Source organism: Pseudomonas sp. MYb60, assembly GCF_002979555.1.
GTDB lineage: Bacteria > Pseudomonadota > Gammaproteobacteria > Pseudomonadales > Pseudomonadaceae > Aquipseudomonas.
In genome coordinates, this window is sequence record NZ_PCOZ01000024.1 from 19505 (window position 1) to 37174 (window position 17670).

At 62.6% G+C, this 17670-nt stretch carries 15 protein-coding genes; 6 read left to right on the top strand and 9 right to left on the bottom strand.

Translation table 11 applies throughout. The annotated features are described in order from the left end of the window. Positions 1-90: 90 nt before the first annotated feature. The 8 genes from CQ041_RS24020 to bioB form a co-directional block, all read right to left on the bottom strand. Complete coding sequence (locus CQ041_RS24020) at positions 91-1383, bottom strand: diguanylate cyclase (RefSeq protein WP_105524971.1); 1293 nt, start codon at positions 1381-1383, stop codon at positions 91-93. 219 nt (positions 1384-1602) lie between these two features. After that, positions 1603-3408 carry a phenylacyl-CoA dehydrogenase gene (locus tag CQ041_RS24025; RefSeq protein ID WP_105524972.1) on the bottom strand — a complete coding sequence of 602 codons (1806 nt, stop codon included), beginning with the start codon at positions 3406-3408 and terminating at the stop codon, positions 1603-1605. A gap of 331 nt (positions 3409-3739) precedes the next feature. Then, on the bottom strand, positions 3740-4021 hold the full coding sequence (locus CQ041_RS24030) for a pyrroloquinoline quinone biosynthesis protein PqqE (protein WP_105524973.1): 282 nt from the start codon (positions 4019-4021) through the stop codon (positions 3740-3742). Between the two features lie 106 nt (positions 4022-4127). After that, complete coding sequence (gene bioD, locus CQ041_RS24035; RefSeq protein ID WP_105524974.1) at positions 4128-4808, bottom strand: dethiobiotin synthase; 681 nt, start codon at positions 4806-4808, stop codon at positions 4128-4130. Continuing rightward, a complete protein-coding gene (gene bioC, locus CQ041_RS24040) occupies positions 4805-5617 on the bottom strand; it encodes a malonyl-ACP O-methyltransferase BioC (RefSeq protein ID WP_105524975.1) in 813 nt (270 codons plus the stop codon). Before bioC ends, bioD begins: the two co-directional genes overlap by 4 nt. Next, positions 5610-6341 (bottom strand): alpha/beta fold hydrolase, encoded by a 732-nt coding sequence (locus CQ041_RS24045; protein ID WP_105524976.1) that lies wholly within the window; start codon positions 6339-6341, stop codon positions 5610-5612. Before CQ041_RS24045 ends, bioC begins: the two co-directional genes overlap by 8 nt. After that, entirely contained in the window at positions 6334-7515 is a 1182-nt protein-coding gene (bioF, locus tag CQ041_RS24050) for an 8-amino-7-oxononanoate synthase (protein WP_105524977.1), read from the bottom strand. The genes CQ041_RS24045 and bioF overlap by 8 nt, the downstream gene beginning before the upstream one ends. A 174-nt stretch (positions 7516-7689) precedes the next feature. Continuing rightward, a complete protein-coding gene (gene bioB / locus CQ041_RS24055; protein ID WP_016977842.1) occupies positions 7690-8745 on the bottom strand; it encodes a biotin synthase BioB in 1056 nt (351 codons plus the stop codon). A 92-nt stretch (positions 8746-8837) separates the two neighbouring features. Between bioB and CQ041_RS24060 the strand changes: the two genes are divergently transcribed. From CQ041_RS24060 to rarD, 5 genes are all read left to right on the top strand, one after another. Beyond that, positions 8838-9575 (top strand): ComF family protein, encoded by a 738-nt coding sequence (locus CQ041_RS24060; protein WP_105524978.1) that lies wholly within the window; start codon positions 8838-8840, stop codon positions 9573-9575. Positions 9576-9633: 58 nt separating this feature from the next. After that, positions 9634-10398, top strand: coding sequence for a TOBE domain-containing protein (locus CQ041_RS24065; protein ID WP_105524979.1), 765 nt, complete (start codon positions 9634-9636; stop codon positions 10396-10398). A 79-nt stretch (positions 10399-10477) separates the two neighbouring features. Beyond that, entirely contained in the window at positions 10478-12376 is a 1899-nt protein-coding gene (locus tag CQ041_RS24070) for a PhoX family phosphatase (RefSeq protein WP_105524980.1), read from the top strand. Between the two features lie 168 nt (positions 12377-12544). After that, the gene (locus CQ041_RS24075; RefSeq protein ID WP_105524981.1) at positions 12545-13519 is read left to right on the top strand and encodes a serine/threonine protein kinase; all 975 of its coding nucleotides are present in this window, start codon (positions 12545-12547) and stop codon (positions 13517-13519) included. A gap of 77 nt (positions 13520-13596) precedes the next feature. Beyond that, positions 13597-14481: an EamA family transporter RarD gene (gene rarD, locus CQ041_RS24080; protein WP_105524982.1), complete on the top strand. Its 885-nt coding sequence runs from the start codon at positions 13597-13599 to the stop codon at positions 14479-14481. A gap of 223 nt (positions 14482-14704) precedes the next feature. On the opposite strand, the gene CQ041_RS24085 is transcribed toward rarD, so the two are convergent. Continuing rightward, a complete protein-coding gene (locus CQ041_RS24085; RefSeq protein WP_105524983.1) occupies positions 14705-15217 on the bottom strand; it encodes a glycine cleavage system protein R in 513 nt (170 codons plus the stop codon). A gap of 267 nt (positions 15218-15484) precedes the next feature. Between CQ041_RS24085 and CQ041_RS24090 the strand changes: the two genes are divergently transcribed. After that, the gene (locus CQ041_RS24090; protein ID WP_105524984.1) at positions 15485-17662 is read left to right on the top strand and encodes a malate synthase G; all 2178 of its coding nucleotides are present in this window, start codon (positions 15485-15487) and stop codon (positions 17660-17662) included. The last annotated feature ends 8 nt before the right edge of the window (positions 17663-17670 follow it).

Consider the following 17670-nt stretch of genomic DNA (forward strand, 5'->3'; position numbering starts at 1 on the left):
GGCAATGTCTCCGGCAGCAGATGCCCTCAACCTACTGCCGGCGAACGCCCCGGACAATCACTGTAGAGCCGCTGAATACAGCACCATCACTCAACCGGCAGCCGCCTCCATGCGCACCGCGCCACGCCGGGTTTGCCCATGCGCCACCACGCAGTTACGCCCCGCGCCCTTGGCGGCATAAAGCGCCTGGTCGGCGGACTTGAGCACCTCCTCCGGCGTACGCTGCTCGGCCTGGCGCTCGGCCACGCCAATGCTGATGGTCACCGACACGCTCGTCGCCCCGGTTACCGAGCGTCGCTGGCGGCCCTGCTGATCATCCTGGGGGCGGCTGTCCTGGTTGCGCAGCTTGATGTCGTAGTTGGCGATGATCTCGCGGATCTCCTCCAGCGCCGGCATGCACTCGTCCAGGGTCTTGCCGGCGAACACCACGGCAAATTCTTCACCGCCATAACGATAGGCGCGGCCGCCGCCGTTGATCTTCGACAGCTTGCTCGCCACCAGCCGCAATACCTGATCGCCGACGTCGTGGCCGTGGGTGTCGTTGAAGCGCTTGAAATGATCGACGTCGCTCATCGCCAGCACATAGTTGCGTCCCAACCGCTGCATGCGTTCGTTGAGGGCACGGCGCCCGGGGATGCCGGTCAACTCGTCGCGGAAGGCCATCTGATAGGCCTCGTGGGCCACGCCGGCGGCGATCATCAGCATCACCTGGCTGCACATGATGTTGAGCGTGAACGGCAGGATGAACGTTTGCGGCAACATCCAGAACATCCCCAGCAACCCCACCAGTTGCGCGGCATGCAACGGCCGCGGCTGGTACCAGTACTGCGCAGCCAGGGTGAGGAAACCAATCAGGAACATCGGGTACGACAGCTGGATCAGGCTCATCCATCGGCCATGCAACATCGGCCAGCGGATTTCTGCCAGCCAGTTCAGCACCGCCTCCGGGTAACTCTGCTCCAGCGCCAGCGCGACACTGCCCACCGCCAGCAGTACCGCGCCCCGTGCGACAAAGTCGCGAAACAGGTGGGTCTTTTCCTGCCACAGCGCATAGATGCTGAACAGCAACGGCAGCAGCACGCAACACAGGTGGAACACCACGGCGGCGTCTTCGCGCACGCGGCCATGGTCGCGATAGAAATCGGTCTGGGTATCGAGCAGGAAGTAGGCGATGTACACCGTGATCATCAGGAACAGCTCGCGCTGGCGCCGATACACCGCGCAGTAAGCGCCGCCGAGCAACAGCACCAGGGTGGGCAGCACATTGAACAGCGAGGTGAAGAACACGCTGAGGTCCTTGACGTACGCCGCACAGAGCCCGGCCAGCAAGAGCAGCAACGAAGGAAGAAAATGACTGAAACGTACAGCGGACACGCGCGACAAGGGTAAACTCCGACCCGCAAAAAAGATGATGGCACTATGCCTCTACCCGTACAGTTAAGCACAACCTGCCGAGCGTGTATCACATTGCCATCACTTTAACGGCAGCCTTCACCAATCCCTGAGCGCCGCGCGGTGGTTTTTTATCCCGCGCCTGCAGGGGAAATAAAAAAGCCGCTGCTCCGGGGGAGCAGCGGCTGTTTGAAGCGAAACCGGTAAGGCTTAGTAAGCCAGGCCGAAGTCGTCTTCTTTCATGTCCATCAGGTTGTTGGCACCCGACAACATGGTGGCTTTATGGGCCAGGGTGCGCGGCAGGATGCGCTGGAAGTAGAAGCGCGCGGTCTGCAGCTTGGCGGTGTAGAACGCTTCTTCCGTGGTGCCGGCCGCGAGTTTCTCGGCCGCCAGGCGTGCCATGTCGGCCCAGAAGTAAGCCAGGCAGGCGTAACCGGAGTACATCAGGTAGTCCACCGAAGCGGCGCCGACTTCTTCACGGTCTTTCATCGCGGCCATGCCGACCTTCATGGTCAACTCGCCCCACTCTTTGTTCAGTGCAGCCAGCGGTGCGACGAATTCCTTGACGGCTTCGTTGCCTTCGTTGGCCTGGCAGAACTTGTGCACGATCTTGGTGAAACCCTTGAGCGCTTCGCCCTGGGTCATCAGCACTTTACGGCCCAGCAGGTCGAGGGCCTGGATGCCGGTGGTGCCTTCGTACAGCATCGAAATGCGGCTGTCGCGCACGTTCTGCTCCATGCCCCACTCGGCGATGAAACCGTGGCCGCCGTAGATCTGCACGCCGTGGTTGGCGGATTCGAAACCCACTTCGGTCATGAACGCCTTGGCGATCGGGGTCATGAACGCCAGCAGGCCGTCGGCCTGTTTCTTGGCCTCGTCGTCGGTGCCGTACTTGACGATGTCCACTTGCTTGGCGGTGAAGTACACCATCGCACGGTTGCCTTCGGCGAAGGCTTTCATGGTCAGCAGCATGCGACGCACGTCAGGGTGCACGATGATCGGGTCAGCGGCCTTGTCCGGGGCTTTCGGGCCGGTCAGGGAACGCATTTGCAGGCGGTCACGCGCATATTTCAAGCCGCCCTGGAAGCCGATCTCGGCGTGGGACAGGCCCTGCAATGCAGTGCCCAGGCGCGCAGTGTTCATGAAGGTGAACATGCAGTTCAGGCCTTTGTTCGCCGGGCCGATCAGGAAACCGGTGGCCGCGTCGAAGTTCATCACGCAGGTGGCGTTGCCGTGAATGCCCATCTTGTGTTCCAGCGAGCCACAGCTCACGGCGTTGCGCGCGCCAATCGAACCGTCGGCGTTCGGCAGGAACTTCGGCACGATGAACAGCGAGATGCCTTTGGTGCCAGCCGGTGCGTCCGGCAGGCGCGCCAGTACGATGTGGACGATGTTGTCGGCCATGTCGTGTTCACCGGCCGAGATGAAGATCTTGGTGCCGGAGACTGCGTAGGAGCCGTCAGCCTGAGGCTCGGCCTTGGTGCGCAGCATGCCCAGGTCAGTGCCGCAGTGCGGCTCGGTCAGGCACATGGTGCCGGTCCATTCGCCCGACACCAGTTTGGTCAGGTAAGCGTCTTGCTGCTCGGGGGTGCCGTGCTCGGAGATGGTGTTCATCGCACCGTGGGACAGGCCCGGGTACATGCCCCACGACCAGTTGGCCGCGCCAACCATTTCGCTCACGGCCAGGCCCAGGGATTCCGGCAGGCCTTGGCCACCGTGCTCAACGTCATGAGCCAGACTTGGCCAGCCGCCTTCGACGAATTGTTTGTAGGCTTCTTTGAAACCGGTCGGGGTTTTAACGCCAGACTCACTCCAGGTACACCCTTCGATGTCGCCCACACGGTTCAGCGGTGCCAGCACTTGCTCACAGAACTTGGCGCCTTCTTCGAGAATGGCGTCAACCATGTCCGGGGTAGCGTCCTGGCAAGCCGGCAGGCTCTGATAGTGCGCTTCATAGCCGAGCAGTTCGTCACGAACGAAGCGAATATCACGCAAGGGGGCCTTGTAGTCAGGCATAGCGATAAACCTCTGCTGATGTATCTGGAATGAACAACCGCGTGGATTTGTTATGGCGGTCAAACAGGTGTTTGAAACATACGTTTACGACCTAGGGATGTCAAGACGCCGTTTGTCATGCCGCAAAACAATGGCGCGCACGGGGACGCTTGCGGCGGGTTGCCACATCATTGTCAGAGAATAGGAGTTGGTCAGCACACCGCAGAACAAATGTGGGAGGGGGCTTGCCCCCCAATGGCGGTGTATCAGTCGGAGAATAGGTTGACTGACACTATGCCATCGGGGGCAAGCCCCCTCCCACACACGAGCCGGCCTGCAGAGAGACGAGGGATTAAGCGTAGGTATCGATCAACGTGCCGAGCATCTCATCGGAAGCCTTGGCGACTTTGACGCCCAGCTCCACTTGAAATTTGCCTTCGGCCATTGCGACCATATTGCTCGCCGAATTCGACGGCTGGGCACGATCATTGGCGCGCAGGCGATCAACCTGTGCGTCCGAGGGCTGGGTCGTTGCGGCGCTGGCAATTTTGCCGGCAGCCTGGTCGACACGGTTCTGCCCGGTCTGAATCGTGCTCAGGCCCGAATAAAACGCGCTGCTTCCAGAGATTTCCATGGCGTAAGCCTGCCTTGAGAGAATCGTGAACCGTGATTGAAGCAGAGAACCGGGCAAAACACCCGTCAAAAACACTAATGGCACAATGCCTTAGCGATAGCCAAAATCAGTCAAGCAGGTCCAACTGTAGATGCTGCGCCACGGCTTCAGCCCCAGCCTGCTTGAGTTTGGGCACACGCCCCAGGCATGGCGCGGGCAAGCGCTCGGCCAGGGTTGCGAGGTTTTCTTCCAGACGGGACGTCTTCGGATCAATGATGTTGGCGACCCAACCCGCCAACTGCAAACCGTCCCGCGCAATCGCCTCGGCAGTGAGCAGTGCATGGCTGATGCACCCCAGTCGCACGCCCACCACCAGGATCACCGGCAGTTTGAGCGCCATGGCCAGGTCCGACAGGTTGGCCTGGTCAGCCAACGGCACACGCCAGCCACCCGCACCTTCGATCAACGTGAAGTCGGCCTGTCGCGCCAGGATCTGCTGCATCGGCTTGAGCAGCGACTGTACCGTGAGCGACACCCCCGCCTCGCGCGCCGCCAGGTGCGGTGCAATCGCGGGCTCGAACGCCACCGGGTTGACCTCAGCGTAACTCAACGGCAGCGAACATTCCGCCAGCAGCGCCAACGCATCGGCATTGCGCAGTCCCTTGGGGGTTACTTGGCAGCCGGAGGCCACCGGCTTACCGGCGGCGGTACTTTTTCCGGCGAGTCGCGCGGCATGCAACAGCCCGGCGGCGACGGTAGTCTTGCCGACATCGGTGTCGGTGCCCGTGATGAAATAGGCGGCGCTCATAGCGGTTTCTCCAGTACGGCGTACACCACTTGGTACGTGGCGGGCAGGCCCTGGGCCTGACGGAACTGCTCGTAAGCGTCCACCAGTGCAACAATCCGCGCGCGCCCCGTCAACCCTCCCGGCCGACCGGGGTTCAGGTTGTGCGCGCCCAACGCCTTCAACTCATGGGTCAGGCTGCGTACATCCGGGTAATGGAGCACGTGCGGGCGCCGCTCCAGGCTCACCACCCGCAGGCCGCTGGCCGCACACAAGCGCTGGTATGTCTCGAAGGTGCGGAAGCGATTGACGTGCACCAGGCCATCCGCCGCGCGCCAGCTTTCGCGCAGCTCATCCAGCGTACCTGCGCACAGGCTGGCAAACGCCAGCACGCCGCCGGGTTGCAACACCCGGTAAGCCTCGTTGAGCACTGCCTCGAAGTTTGCACACCATTGCACGGCGAGAGAGGTGAACAGCAGTCCCACGCTGTCGGCTTTAAGCGGCAAGCGCTCGGCGTCGCCTGCGATAAAGTGCTGCGCGCCACCCAGAGGCCGCGCGTGATTGAGCATGCCTTCGGCGATGTCCAGCGCAATGCCTTGGCTGGCGGGCAAGCGCTCGCCCAGCATACGGCTGAAATACCCGGTGCCGCAGCCCATGTCCAGCCAGCGTTGCGGCGCAAGGTCGGCCGGCAGGCGCGACAGCATTTGAGTCCCGACGGCGCGCTGCAACTCGGCAACGCTGTCGTAGCTGGCCGCTGCGCGGGAGAACGACGCCGCCACCTGGCGCTTGTCCGGCAGCGCGCCTGGCAACGGAGGGTGGGAAAGATCAGTCATCAACGTACTCATGCAAAAAAGCCTGGATCGCCCCCGCCACACCGTGGGGGTCCTCCAGAAGAAAAGCGTGGCCGGCCTGTTCAATCAGGCCGATTTCAACGTCGGGCAGCAGGTTCAATAGCGCGCTGGCCGCTTCGGCGGGCACCAGTTCGTCCAGGCCGCCAAACAAGTGCAATTGCGGGCCGCGGTAGGCCTGCAATGCGCTGCGGGTGTCCAGTTGCGCGAGCAGCTCAAGGCCCGGCATCAGCAGGCTCGACGGCGAGTTCGGCGCGCCACTGACCAGCAGGCGCGACAGCCCGCGCGGGTCCTCGGCGCCCTTGGCACACAACAGGCCGAAGCGCTTGAGGGTGACCTGGGAGTCGGCATGGCAACCGGCGAGAAACGCGTCGAAGGTCTCGGCTGGCATCGCTGTCGGCCAGCCCTCATGGGCGACGAAACACGGGTTGCTCGCCAGGGTGAGCAGGCCGCAGCAGCGCTCGCCGCGCCGCGCTGCCAGCTCCGACGCAAGCATGCCGCCCAGGGACCAGCCGCCCAGCCAGGCATTGTCGGGCAGTGTGGCGTCGAGTTCGTCGAGCCATTCATCGAGGTTGCTGGAAACCAGCGCCGGCAAGGGTTCGATGTGCACCCGCAGGTGATCGTCCAGGCCCTGCAAGGCGGCGGCCAAAGGCTCCAGCGGCGAAACGCCGAGGCCCCAGCCGGGCAGCAATATCAGTCGATCACGCATGGTTGGGCTCCGTGGCGCCTAACAAGCGGAAACACTCTTCCAATCCGTTTAACAATAGCTGCACCTGCGCCTCGGTGTGAGCGGCCGTCAATGTCACGCGCAAACGCGCACTGCCGGCCGGCACGGTGGGCGGGCGGATCGCTGTGACCATCAGGCCGCGCTCGCACAGCATCTGCGACAGGCGCACGGCCCGGGCGCTGTCACCGATCAGGATCGGCTGGATCGGCGTAAAACTGTCCATCAGGTCCAGGCCCAGTTGCTCGGCGCCTTGGCGGAACTGGCGGATCAGCCCATTGAGGTGCTCGCGGCGCCAATGCTCGGTGCGCAGCAGTTCCAGGCTTTTCAGCGTGGCGCAGGCCAGCGCCGGCGGTTGGCTGGTGGTGTAGATGTAGGGCCGGGCGAACTGGATGAGGCTTTCGACCAGTTCTTCGCTGCCGGCCACAAACGCGCCGGCGGTGCCAAAGGCTTTGCCCAGGGTGCCGACGAGGACGGGCACATCCTCCTGGCTCATGCCGAAATGCTCGACGATCCCGCCGCCGTTGGCGCCCAACGGCCCAAATCCATGGGCGTCGTCCACCATCAGCCAGGCGCCTTTGGCACGCGCTTCGCGGGCCAGCGCGGGCAGGTTGGCGAGGTTGCCGTCCATGCTGAACACACCGTCGGTGACCACCAGCGTATTGCCCACGGCTTTTTCCAGGCGCTTGGCCAGGCTTTCGGCATCGTTGTGCAAATAGCGATTGAAACGCGCGCCGGACAACAGGCCCGCATCCAGCAGCGAGGCATGGTTGAGGCGGTCTTCCAGCACCGTATCGCCCTGCCCTACCAACGCCGTGACGGCACCGAGGTTAGCCATGTAGCCCGTGGTAAACAGCAGCGCACGCGGCCGCCCGGTCAGGTCGGCCAGGGCTTCTTCCAACTCATGGTGCGGCGTGGCATGCCCGACCACCAGGTGCGAGGCGCCGCCGCCGACACCCCAACGGGACGCGCCGGCGCGCCAGGCTTCGATCACGTGCGGGTGATTGGCCAGCCCCAGGTAATCGTTGTTGCAGAACGCCAGCAGCGGCTGGCCGTCCACCACCACTTCCGGGCCTTGCGGGCTCGCAAGTAACGGGCGTTGGCGATACAGGTGTTCGGCACGGCGGGCAGCGAGGCGCGCGGAAAGATCGAAAGACATGCAGGCCTCGGATTTCAAGGGGAACGCCGTCAAACAGGCGGTAAAGGACCCAACGTGGGAGGGGGCTTGCCCCCGATGAGGTGTATCAGTCGACGCAGCAGTGACCGGTCTACCGCCATCGGGGGCAAGCCCCCTCCCACACAAGCCCTCTGCCAAACTCGGGCTGAATTTCAATCACACAACAGCGTTGTAGAACTGCTCGCTGCTTTTTTGCTCCACCAACGCCTGCTCGATCGCCGCCTGATGCACTTCATCGGCATGCTCTTCACGGGCTTCCGGAAGAATGCCCAGGCGTGAGAACAGCTGCATGTCCTTGTCAGCCTGCGGGTTGGCGGTGGTCAGCAGCTTGTCGCCGTAGAAGATCGAGTTCGCACCGGCAAAGAACGCCAGGGCCTGCATCTGCTCGTTCATCGCCTCACGGCCGGCAGACAGGCGCACGTGGGACTGCGGCATCAGGATGCGCGCCACGGCAAGCATGCGGATAAAGTCGAACGGGTCGATGTCCTCGGCGTTCTCCAGCGGCGTACCGGCGACTTTCACCAGCATGTTGATCGGCACCGACTCCGGGTGCTCCGGCAGGTTGGCCAGTTGGATCAGCAGGTTGGCACGGTCATCGAGAGACTCGCCCATGCCGAGGATGCCACCGGAGCAGATCTTCATCCCCGAATCACGCACGTAAGCCAGGGTTTGCAGGCGTTCGCTGTAGGTGCGGGTGGTGATGATGCTCCCGTAGAACTCCGGCGAGGTGTCCAGGTTGTGGTTGTAGTAGTCCAGGCCGGCCTGGGCCAGGGCTTCGGTCTGGTCCTGGTCGAGGCGCCCCAGGGTCATGCAGGTTTCCAGGCCCATGGCCTTCACGCCTTTGACCATCTGCAGCACGTAGGGCATGTCTTTGGCCGACGGGTGCTTCCAGGCCGCGCCCATACAGAAACGGGTCGAGCCGATGGCCTTGGCGCGAGCAGCCTCTTCGAGGACCTTCTGCACCTCCATCAGCTTTTCTTTTTCCAGGCCAGTGTTGTAGTGGCCCGACTGCGGACAATATTTGCAATCTTCCGGGCAGGCACCGGTCTTGATCGACAACAGCGTCGACACCTGCACACGGTTGGCGTCGAAATGCGCGCGGTGCACGGTCTGCGCCTGAAACAGCAGGTCATTGAACGGCTGTACGAACAGCGCTTTGACTTCGGCGAGGGACCAATCGTGACGCAGAGTGGCGGTGGTGCTGGCGCTCATGGGCGATTCCTTGATTATGCTTTGGCAAGCGCTGCGGGAAGGGCAATACCCACAGGCACGACACGGATGCTCGGCATATTTAAGGAAGATTCATGCACTGTCAACCTGACCACAAACACCAAGTTTACATCTGGTTAAAAAACGAACAAACCTGCTTGATCTGCGACGAAGTGACGGAATCCGTCGATTGTGTGTGCAACGTCTGCGAAATCGAACTGCCCTGGTTAATGGAACAGTGCGACAGATGCGCCCTGCCCCTGCCCATGGACGGCCTGACGTGCGGCCAATGTTTGAAACGGCCCCCCGCGTTTAAACAGGTGATCGCTCCCTGGTCCTACAGTTTCCCCGTCGACAGCCTGATCAGCCGCTTCAAGCATCAGGCGCGCTGGCCGCTGGGGCGTATGCTTGCCGGCTTGCTCGGCCAACACCTGCAACACCGCTTCGACAACGCCGAGCTCAGCCGTCCCGACTGCCTGCTGCCGGTGCCGATGGCGCGCAAACGCCTGCGCGAGCGCGGTTATAATCAGGCGCTGTTGCTGACGAAATGGCTTGGCACCCACCTCGACATACCGCTGAACGACCACCTGCTGTTACGCCCCCAGGACACCGTCGCTCAACAAGACCTCGATGCCAAGACCCGCAAACGCAACCTGCGCGACGCCTTCACCCTGGCGTGCGACACGCCGATAAACGGCCGCCACTTCGCGCTGGTGGACGATGTGCTCACCACCGGCGCCACCGCCCACAGCCTTGCTCGCCTGTTGATCAACGCCGGGGCACGGCAAGTCGACGTGTACTGCCTGGCCCGCACGCCCAAACCCGGCGGCTGACTTGACTCCAACCGGCCTTGCCCGCACCGTTCGGCTTATGTCCTCCAAGCGTACGCCCATGTCCCTGCCAGCCTCCCTCAGCCAACACATCATCCGCCGGCCCCAGCGCATTGCGTTGCTGGGGCATATCGCCGAGCAAGGCTCGATCACCCGCGCGGCCAAAAGTGCCGGGCTGAGCTACAAGGCCGCCTGGGACGCCATCGACGAACTGAACAATTTGGCGCAAAAGCCGCTGGTGGAGCGCAGCGTCGGCGGCAAAGGCGGCGGTGGTGCCAGGCTCACGGTCGAAGGTGAACGGGTGTTGCGCCTCTATCACCGCTTGCAAGTCCTGCAGGCCGAGGTATTGGGCAGCGATGAGGCCGCCAGCGACTTCAACCTGCTGGGCCGCCTGATGTTGCGCACCAGTGCGCGCAACCAGTTGCACGGTCAGGTCATCGCGATAGACAGCCACGGCCGCAATGACCTGATTCGCCTGCAACTGGCCGGCGGGCTGAACCTGGAGGCGCAAATCACCCACGACAGCACCCAGCGCCTGGAACTGGAAGCGGGGGTGGAAGTGGTCGCGCTGATCAAGGCAGGATGGCTGGACGTGCTCGGCGCCGAGCAAGCAGCAACACCTGGACACAATTGCATGAGCGGCACAATCGACGCGATTCTGCAGGCCGACGACGGGCCCAGCGAAGTCCGTATCGCCCTGCCCAGCGGCCAGGTTCTCTGCGCCCTGGCGCCGCCGGATGCACTCAAGGCGCTGGGGGCCGCAGAGGGCAAGCCGATCCGAGTGCAATTCGCGCCGAGCAATGTGCTGCTGGGAACGCCGGCGTAACCAACCCGCTTCTTTTTACTGCAACAATTTCGTCATGCCCGCTCCTTATGGTGTCTGCAAAAACCACAGGGAGCCCGTGATGAGCCTATTAGAAGAAAACCAAGCCACCGACCTCGAACAGATGGTCGGCCTCACTCGTCGCCGCTTCATCGGTGCTGGCGCCCTGTGCGGTGCCGCAATGTTCCTCGGCGGCAACCTGCTGACCCGCAGCGCCATGGCCGTAAATGCCGCGTCCGCCAGCCCGCTGCTGGGTTTCGCCAGCATCGCGGCCGCCACCAGCGACGCCATTAGCTTGCCGCCGGGCTACAGCGCGTCAGTGTTGATCAGTTGGGGCCAGCCGCTGAATAAACAGGCGCCGGCCTTCGACCCTTCGGGCAACGGCACCGCCGAGGCCCAGGAACAGCAATTCGGCGACCACAACGATGGCATGAGCCTGTTCGCCTTCCCCGGCGATGAAAACCGCGCGCTCATGGCGATCAACAACGAATACACCAACTACCGCTACCTCTTCCCCCACGGCGGCGCGCCGCAATCAGCCGAAGAAGTGCGCAAGGCTTTGGCCAGTGAAGGCGTGTCGGTGATCGAAGTGCAGCGCAAGGGCGACACCTGGCAATTCGTGCAGGACTCGCGCTACAACCGGCGCATCCACGGCAACTCGCCGATCCGTCTCAGCGGCCCCGCGGCAGGCCACGACTGGCTGAAAACCAGCGCCGACCAGACTGGCACCCACGCCCTCGGCACGTTCCAGAACTGCGCCAATGGCATGACCCCTTGGGGCACCTACCTGACGTGCGAAGAAAACTTCACCGACTGTTTTGGCAGCAGCAACCCACAACAGACCTTCGACGCCGGGCAAAAACGCTACGGCGTGGTGGCTGCCAGTAAAGAGATCAACTGGCACCCCCATGACCCGCGCTTCGACATGGCCAAGAACCCCAACGAGCTCAACCGTCACGGCTGGGTGGTGGAAATCGACCCGTTCGACCCCACATCCACGCCGTCCAAGCGCACCGCCCTGGGCCGCTTCAAGCACGAAAACGCCGCACTCGCCGAGACCCAGGACGGCCGTGCCGTGGTGTACATGGGCGACGATGAACGCGGTGAGTTCATCTACAAATTCGTCAGCCGCGACAAGATCGACCACAAGAACCCCAAGGCCAACAAAGACCTGCTCGACCACGGCACCTTGTTTGTGGCGATCTTTGACGCCGGCGATGGCAACGCCGACCACCCCAAGGGCAAGGGCCAATGGGTTGAACTGACCCATGGCAAAAACGGCATCGACGCCAGCACCGGCTTCAACAGTCAGGCTGAAGTGTTGATCCACGCGCGCCTGGCGGCCAGCGTAGTGAAAGCCACGCGCATGGACCGTCCGGAATGGATCGTGGTCAGCCCCTCCGATGGCCAGGTGTATTGCACCCTCACCAACAACGCCAAGCGCGGTGAAGAAGGCCAGCCGGTGGGCGGGCCAAATCCGCGTGAGAAGAATGTCTACGGCCAGATCCTGCGCTGGAAGGCCGATGCCGATAACCATGGCGCCTCGACCTTTACCTGGGACCTGTTCGTGGTCGCCGGCAACCCCGGCGTGCACGCCGGTACGCCGAAGGGCGGCTCGTCCAACATCAACCCGCAGAACATGTTCAACAGCCCGGACGGCCTGGGCTTCGACAAGGCCGGACGCCTGTGGATCCTGACGGATGGGGACTACAGCAACGCCGGGGATTTCGCCGGCATGGGCAACAACCAGATGCTCTGCGCCGACCCGTCCACGGGGGAAATCCGCCGCTTCATGGTCGGACCGGTGGCGTGCGAAGTGACAGGCATCAGCTTCTCACCGGATCAGAAAACATTGTTCGTGGGCATCCAGCACCCAGGGGAAACCGGCGGCTCGACCTGGCCAGAGCACCTGCCGAATGGCAAACCGAGGTCGTCGGTGGTGGCGATTCGACGGGATGATGGCGGCATCGTCGGCGCCTGACAGGGCCTCATCGGGGGCAAGCCCTTTCCCACATTTTGACCGCGCCGCCAATCACGTGTGGGAGGGGGGCTTGCCCCCGATAGCTATGGCACAGAGACCACCTATCCCAAGCCTTGTGCGTTACCATACCCGGCCGGACGCGGCGCCCTGCTGCGCGCAGGAGTTCGCATGGCCCACCCGTTTGAAACACTCACCCCCGACCTGGTTCTCGACGCTGTCGAAAGCATCGGTTTCCTCAGCGACGCGCGTGTGTTGGCGCTCAACAGCTACGAAAACCGCGTCTACCAGGTGGGCATCGAAGACTGCGAACCGCTGATCGCCAAGTTCTACCGCCCGCAGCGCTGGACCAACGAAGCCATCCTCGAAGAACACCGCTTCACCTTCGAACTGGCCGACTGCGAAGTGCCGGTGGTCGCGCCACTGATCCACAATGGCGAAAGCCTGTTCGAACACGCCGGTTTCCGTTTCACCCTGTTCCCCCGCCGTGGCGGCCGCGCGCCAGAGCCCGGCAACCTCGACCAACTCTATCGCCTCGGGCAACTGCTCGGTCGTTTGCACGCCGTGGGTTCCACCCGCCCGTTCGAGCACCGCGAAGCCCTGGGCGTGAAGAACTTCGGGCACGACTCCCTCAACACCCTGCTCGACGGCAATTTCATTCCCAAGAGCCTGCTGCCAGCCTACGAGTCCGTGGCCCGCGACCTGCTCAAGCGTGTGGAAGACGTCTACGCCGCCACGCCGCACAAGAACATCCGCATGCACGGCGATTGCCACCCCGGCAACATGATGTGCCGCGACGAAATGTTCCACATCGTCGACCTCGATGACTGCCGCATGGGCCCGGCGGTGCAGGACCTGTGGATGATGCTCGCTGGAGATCGCCAGGAATGCCTGGGGCAGTTGTCGGAATTGATGGACGGCTACCAGGAATTTCACGACTTCGACCCGCGCGAACTGGCGTTGATCGAACCCCTGCGCGCGTTGCGCCTGATGCACTACAGCGCCTGGCTGGCACGGCGATGGGATGACCCGGCCTTCCCCCATAGCTTCCCGTGGTTTGGCAGCGAGCGGTACTGGGGCGATCAGGTGTTGGCGTTGCGCGAGCAGTTATCGGCCCTGAATGAAGAGCCCCTGAAACTGTTTTAACTGCTTTTAGGTGGGAGGGGAGCTTGCCCCCTCCCACAAAGAGCAGGCCACATACACACCTAGCAAGGATTTTTGCAATGCACGCCGCCAACCCCCGCAAGGGTTACATCCTGGGCCTGAGCGCCTATGTCATCTGGGGCCTGTTCCCGCTCTATTTCAAAGCCATCGCCAGTGTGCCCGCCGCCGAAATCATCGTGCACCGCGTGTTGTGGTCGGCGCTGTTCGGCGGTTTGCTGTTGATGGTGTGGAAGCACCCCGGCTGGTTCCGCGAACTGCGCGACAACCCCAAGCGTCTGGCGATCCTGGCGCTGAGCGGAGCGTTGATTGCGGCTAACTGGCTGACCTACGTGTGGTCGGTGAACACCGGGCGCATGCTCGAGGCGAGCCTCGGTTACTACATCAACCCGCTGGTGAACGTGGTGCTGGGCATGCTGATCCTGGGCGAGCGCCTGCGTCGCCTGCAGTGGGTCGCCGTCGGACTCGCCGCCGTGGGCGTAGCGCAACAGGTGTGGCAGGTAGGCAGTTTGCCGTGGGTGTCGCTGGTGCTGGCGCTGACCTTCGGGTTCTACGGGCTGATTCGCAAGCAGGCGCCGGTCAAGGCACTGCCGGGGCTGGTGGTGGAAACCTGGATGCTGGTGCCGATTGCCATCGCGTGGTTGTTGTTCAACCCCACGGCCCACAGTGCACAACTTGAATTCTGGAGCACGTCCGAAGCCTGGTGGCTGGTGGCCGCCGGGCCGGTGACGTTGATCCCACTGGTGTGTTTCAACGCCGCTGCACGGCATCTGCCCTACACCGCTCTGGGCTTTTTGCAGTACGTGGCGCCCACCTTGGTGCTGCTGGAAGCCGTGCTGCTGTTCGGCGAACACCTGGCGCCGAGCACGCTGACCGCCTTCGCCTTTATCTGGGCCGGCCTGGTGGTGTACAGCGTGGATATCTGGCTGAGCGTGCGCAAACGCTGATCAAATAACGTACAAACCGCTGCAAGCCACAGCCGGCGTGGCTTGCAGACATCCACCCCAAGGTTATCCACAACCTGATCCCCGCCATTTGTGCACAAGCTTTTGAAATTGCTCGTTTTTTGCTCAAAAGGCGCAAAGCCCCGGCCGGCTTGGGCTGGCGCTGGGTCTCTACAGGTTATCCACAGGCCCATGCAAGATTTCCATGCATAACCTTGTGGGCAGATTATTCCTCGTTGTGCAGTTCCACCATCAGGTCATCCGCCAGGGTTTCCAGGGATTGCTGCAAGTCGTCCAAGGATAACGCGGCCGGCACCTGCAACAGCGCTTCGGCCGTAAACAACGGATCACCGCTCATGGGCGCCGGGCGCACAGCCGTGCTCAGGCTCTCCAGGTTCACACCCTGCTGGCTCAGCAACGCCGTGATCTCGCGCACGATGCCAGACCGGTCGTTGCCCACCAGCGTCATCATGATCGATTTGGACGCCGAGGCCTGCCCGCTGCTGCCCTCGCCCACCAATACGCGGATGCCGTGTGTGGATAAGTCCTCCAGCGCCCCTACCAAGGCCTGACGGTTTTCCGCCGGCACGCTGACCCGCAGGATCCCGGCGAATTGCCCGGCCATATGGGCCATGCGGCTTTCCAGCCAGTTGCCGCCATGGGTGGCGATATTCTGCGCGATACGCTCCACCAGCCCGGGTTTGTCGGCGGCGATAATTGTGAGTACAAGATGGTCCATGGCGATGCCCTCTGGAATTCAATCTACAAGGTGGACGCAGGCGCCCTCGAAAACAAATCGTGTACCATTTTTATATTTATCTGGAACAATCCAATAGTTTTTTGAGAACATCCGGTTCTCCGCTGTGACCGCACGACCAAAGTGGGTCGCTAAACGACGTATTTAGTCTGATTTTCACAACCGCAAGTCATCATGTAGTATGCCCAACCGTGCACTACATAATGAAAATCTGAAAAAGCGCATAAGCTCCGTAGAGTGAGGCAAGCAATGACTGAACACGTTCAAGTCGGTGGCCTGCAGGTCGCCAAAGTCCTGTTCGACTTCGTAAACAACGAAGCCATTCCCGGCACCGGCATTACTGCCGACCAGTTCTGGGCCGGTGCCGACAAGGTCATCCATGACCTGGCCCCGAAGAACAAAGCCCTGCTCGCCAAACGCGATGATTTCCAGGCGCGGATCGACACCTGGCACCAGACCCACGCCGGCCAGGCCCATGACCCGGTGGCCTACAAAGCCTTCCTGCACGATATTGGATACCTGCTGCCAGAAGCCGCAGACTTCCAGGCCACGACCCAAAACGTCGACGACGAGATCGCCCGCATGGCCGGCCCCCAGCTGGTGGTGCCGGTGATGAACGCCCGCTTCGCCCTCAACGCCTCGAATGCGCGTTGGGGCTCGCTGTATGACGCGCTGTATGGCACAGACGCCATCAGCGAAGCCGACGGCGCCGAAAAGGGCCAGGGCTACAACAAGGTCCGCGGTGACAAGGTCATCGCCTTCGCCCGCGCCTTCCTCGATGAGGCCGCGCCGCTGACCGCTGGCAGCCATGTCGAGTCCACCGGCTACAAGATCGTCGATGGCACGCTGATCGTCAGCCTCAAGGGCGGCAGCAACAGCGGCCTGCGCGACGACGCCCAGTTGATCGGTTTCCAGGGCCCTGCGGCGCAGCCGATCGCGATCCTGCTGAAGCACAACGGCCTGCACTTCGAAATCCAGATCGACGCCAGTACCCCGGTCGGCCAGACCGACGCCGCCGGCGTCAAAGACGTGCTGATGGAAGCCGCACTCACCACCATCATGGACTGCGAAGACTCCGTCGCCGCCGTCGATGCCGATGACAAAGTGGTGATCTACCGCAACTGGCTCGGCCTGATGAAGGGCGACCTGGCCGAAGAAGTGGCCAAGGGCGGCAAGACCTTCACCCGCACCATGAACGCCGACCGCGTCTACACCGGTGTGGATGGCCAGGACGTGACCCTGCACGGTCGTTCGCTGCTGTTCGTGCGCAACGTCGGTCACCTGATGACCATCGATGCGATCCTCGACAAAGACGGCAACGAAGTACCGGAAGGCATCCTCGATGGCCTGGTCACCAGCCTCGCCGCGACCCACAGCCTCAACGGCAACAACAGCCGCAAGAACAGCCGCACCGGCTCCGTGTACATCGTTAAACCGAAGATGCACGGCCCGGAAGAAGCCGCGTTCACCAACGAGCTGTTCGGTCGCATCGAAGACGTGTTGAACCTGCCGCGCAACACCCTCAAAGTCGGGATCATGGACGAGGAACGCCGCACCACGGTGAACCTCAAGGCGTGTATCAAGGCCGCCAGCGAGCGCGTGGTGTTTATCAACACCGGCTTCCTCGACCGCACCGGCGACGAAATCCACACCTCCATGGAAGCCGGCGCGATGGTGCGCAAGGCGGCGATGAAGGCGGAGAAATGGATCGGCGCCTACGAGAACTGGAACGTTGATATCGGCTTGAGCACCGGCCTGCAAGGCCGTGCGCAAATCGGTAAAGGCATGTGGGCGATGCCCGACCTGATGGCGGCGATGCTCGAACAGAAAATCGCCCACCCCCTGGCCGGCGCCAACACCGCCTGGGTCCCTTCGCCAACCGCCGCTGCGCTGCATGCGTTGCACTACCACAAGGTCGACGTGTTCGCCCGCCAGGCCGAGCTGGCCAAGCGCGAACGCGCCTCGGTGGACGACATCCTGACCATTCCTCTGGCAACCAATACGGATTGGTCCGACGAAGAAATCCGTAATGAGCTGGACAACAACGCCCAGGGCATCCTGGGTTATGTGGTGCGCTGGATCGACCAGGGCGTCGGTTGCTCCAAGGTGCCGGACATCAACGATGTGGGCCTGATGGAAGACCGCGCCACCCTGCGCATCTCCAGCCAGCACATCGCCAACTGGCTGCGCCACGGGATCGTCAACGAGGCCCAGGTACTGGAAAGCCTCAAGCGCATGGCGCCAGTGGTAGACCGTCAGAATGCCGGGGATAAGTTGTACAACCCGCTGGCACCGGACTTCGACAGCAACATCGCGTTCCAGGCTGCAGTGGAGTTGGTGATTGAAGGCACCAAGCAGCCTAACGGCTATACCGAGCCGGTGTTGCACCGTCGGCGTCGGGAGTTCAAGGCTAAAAACGGCCTGTAAATAAGCGC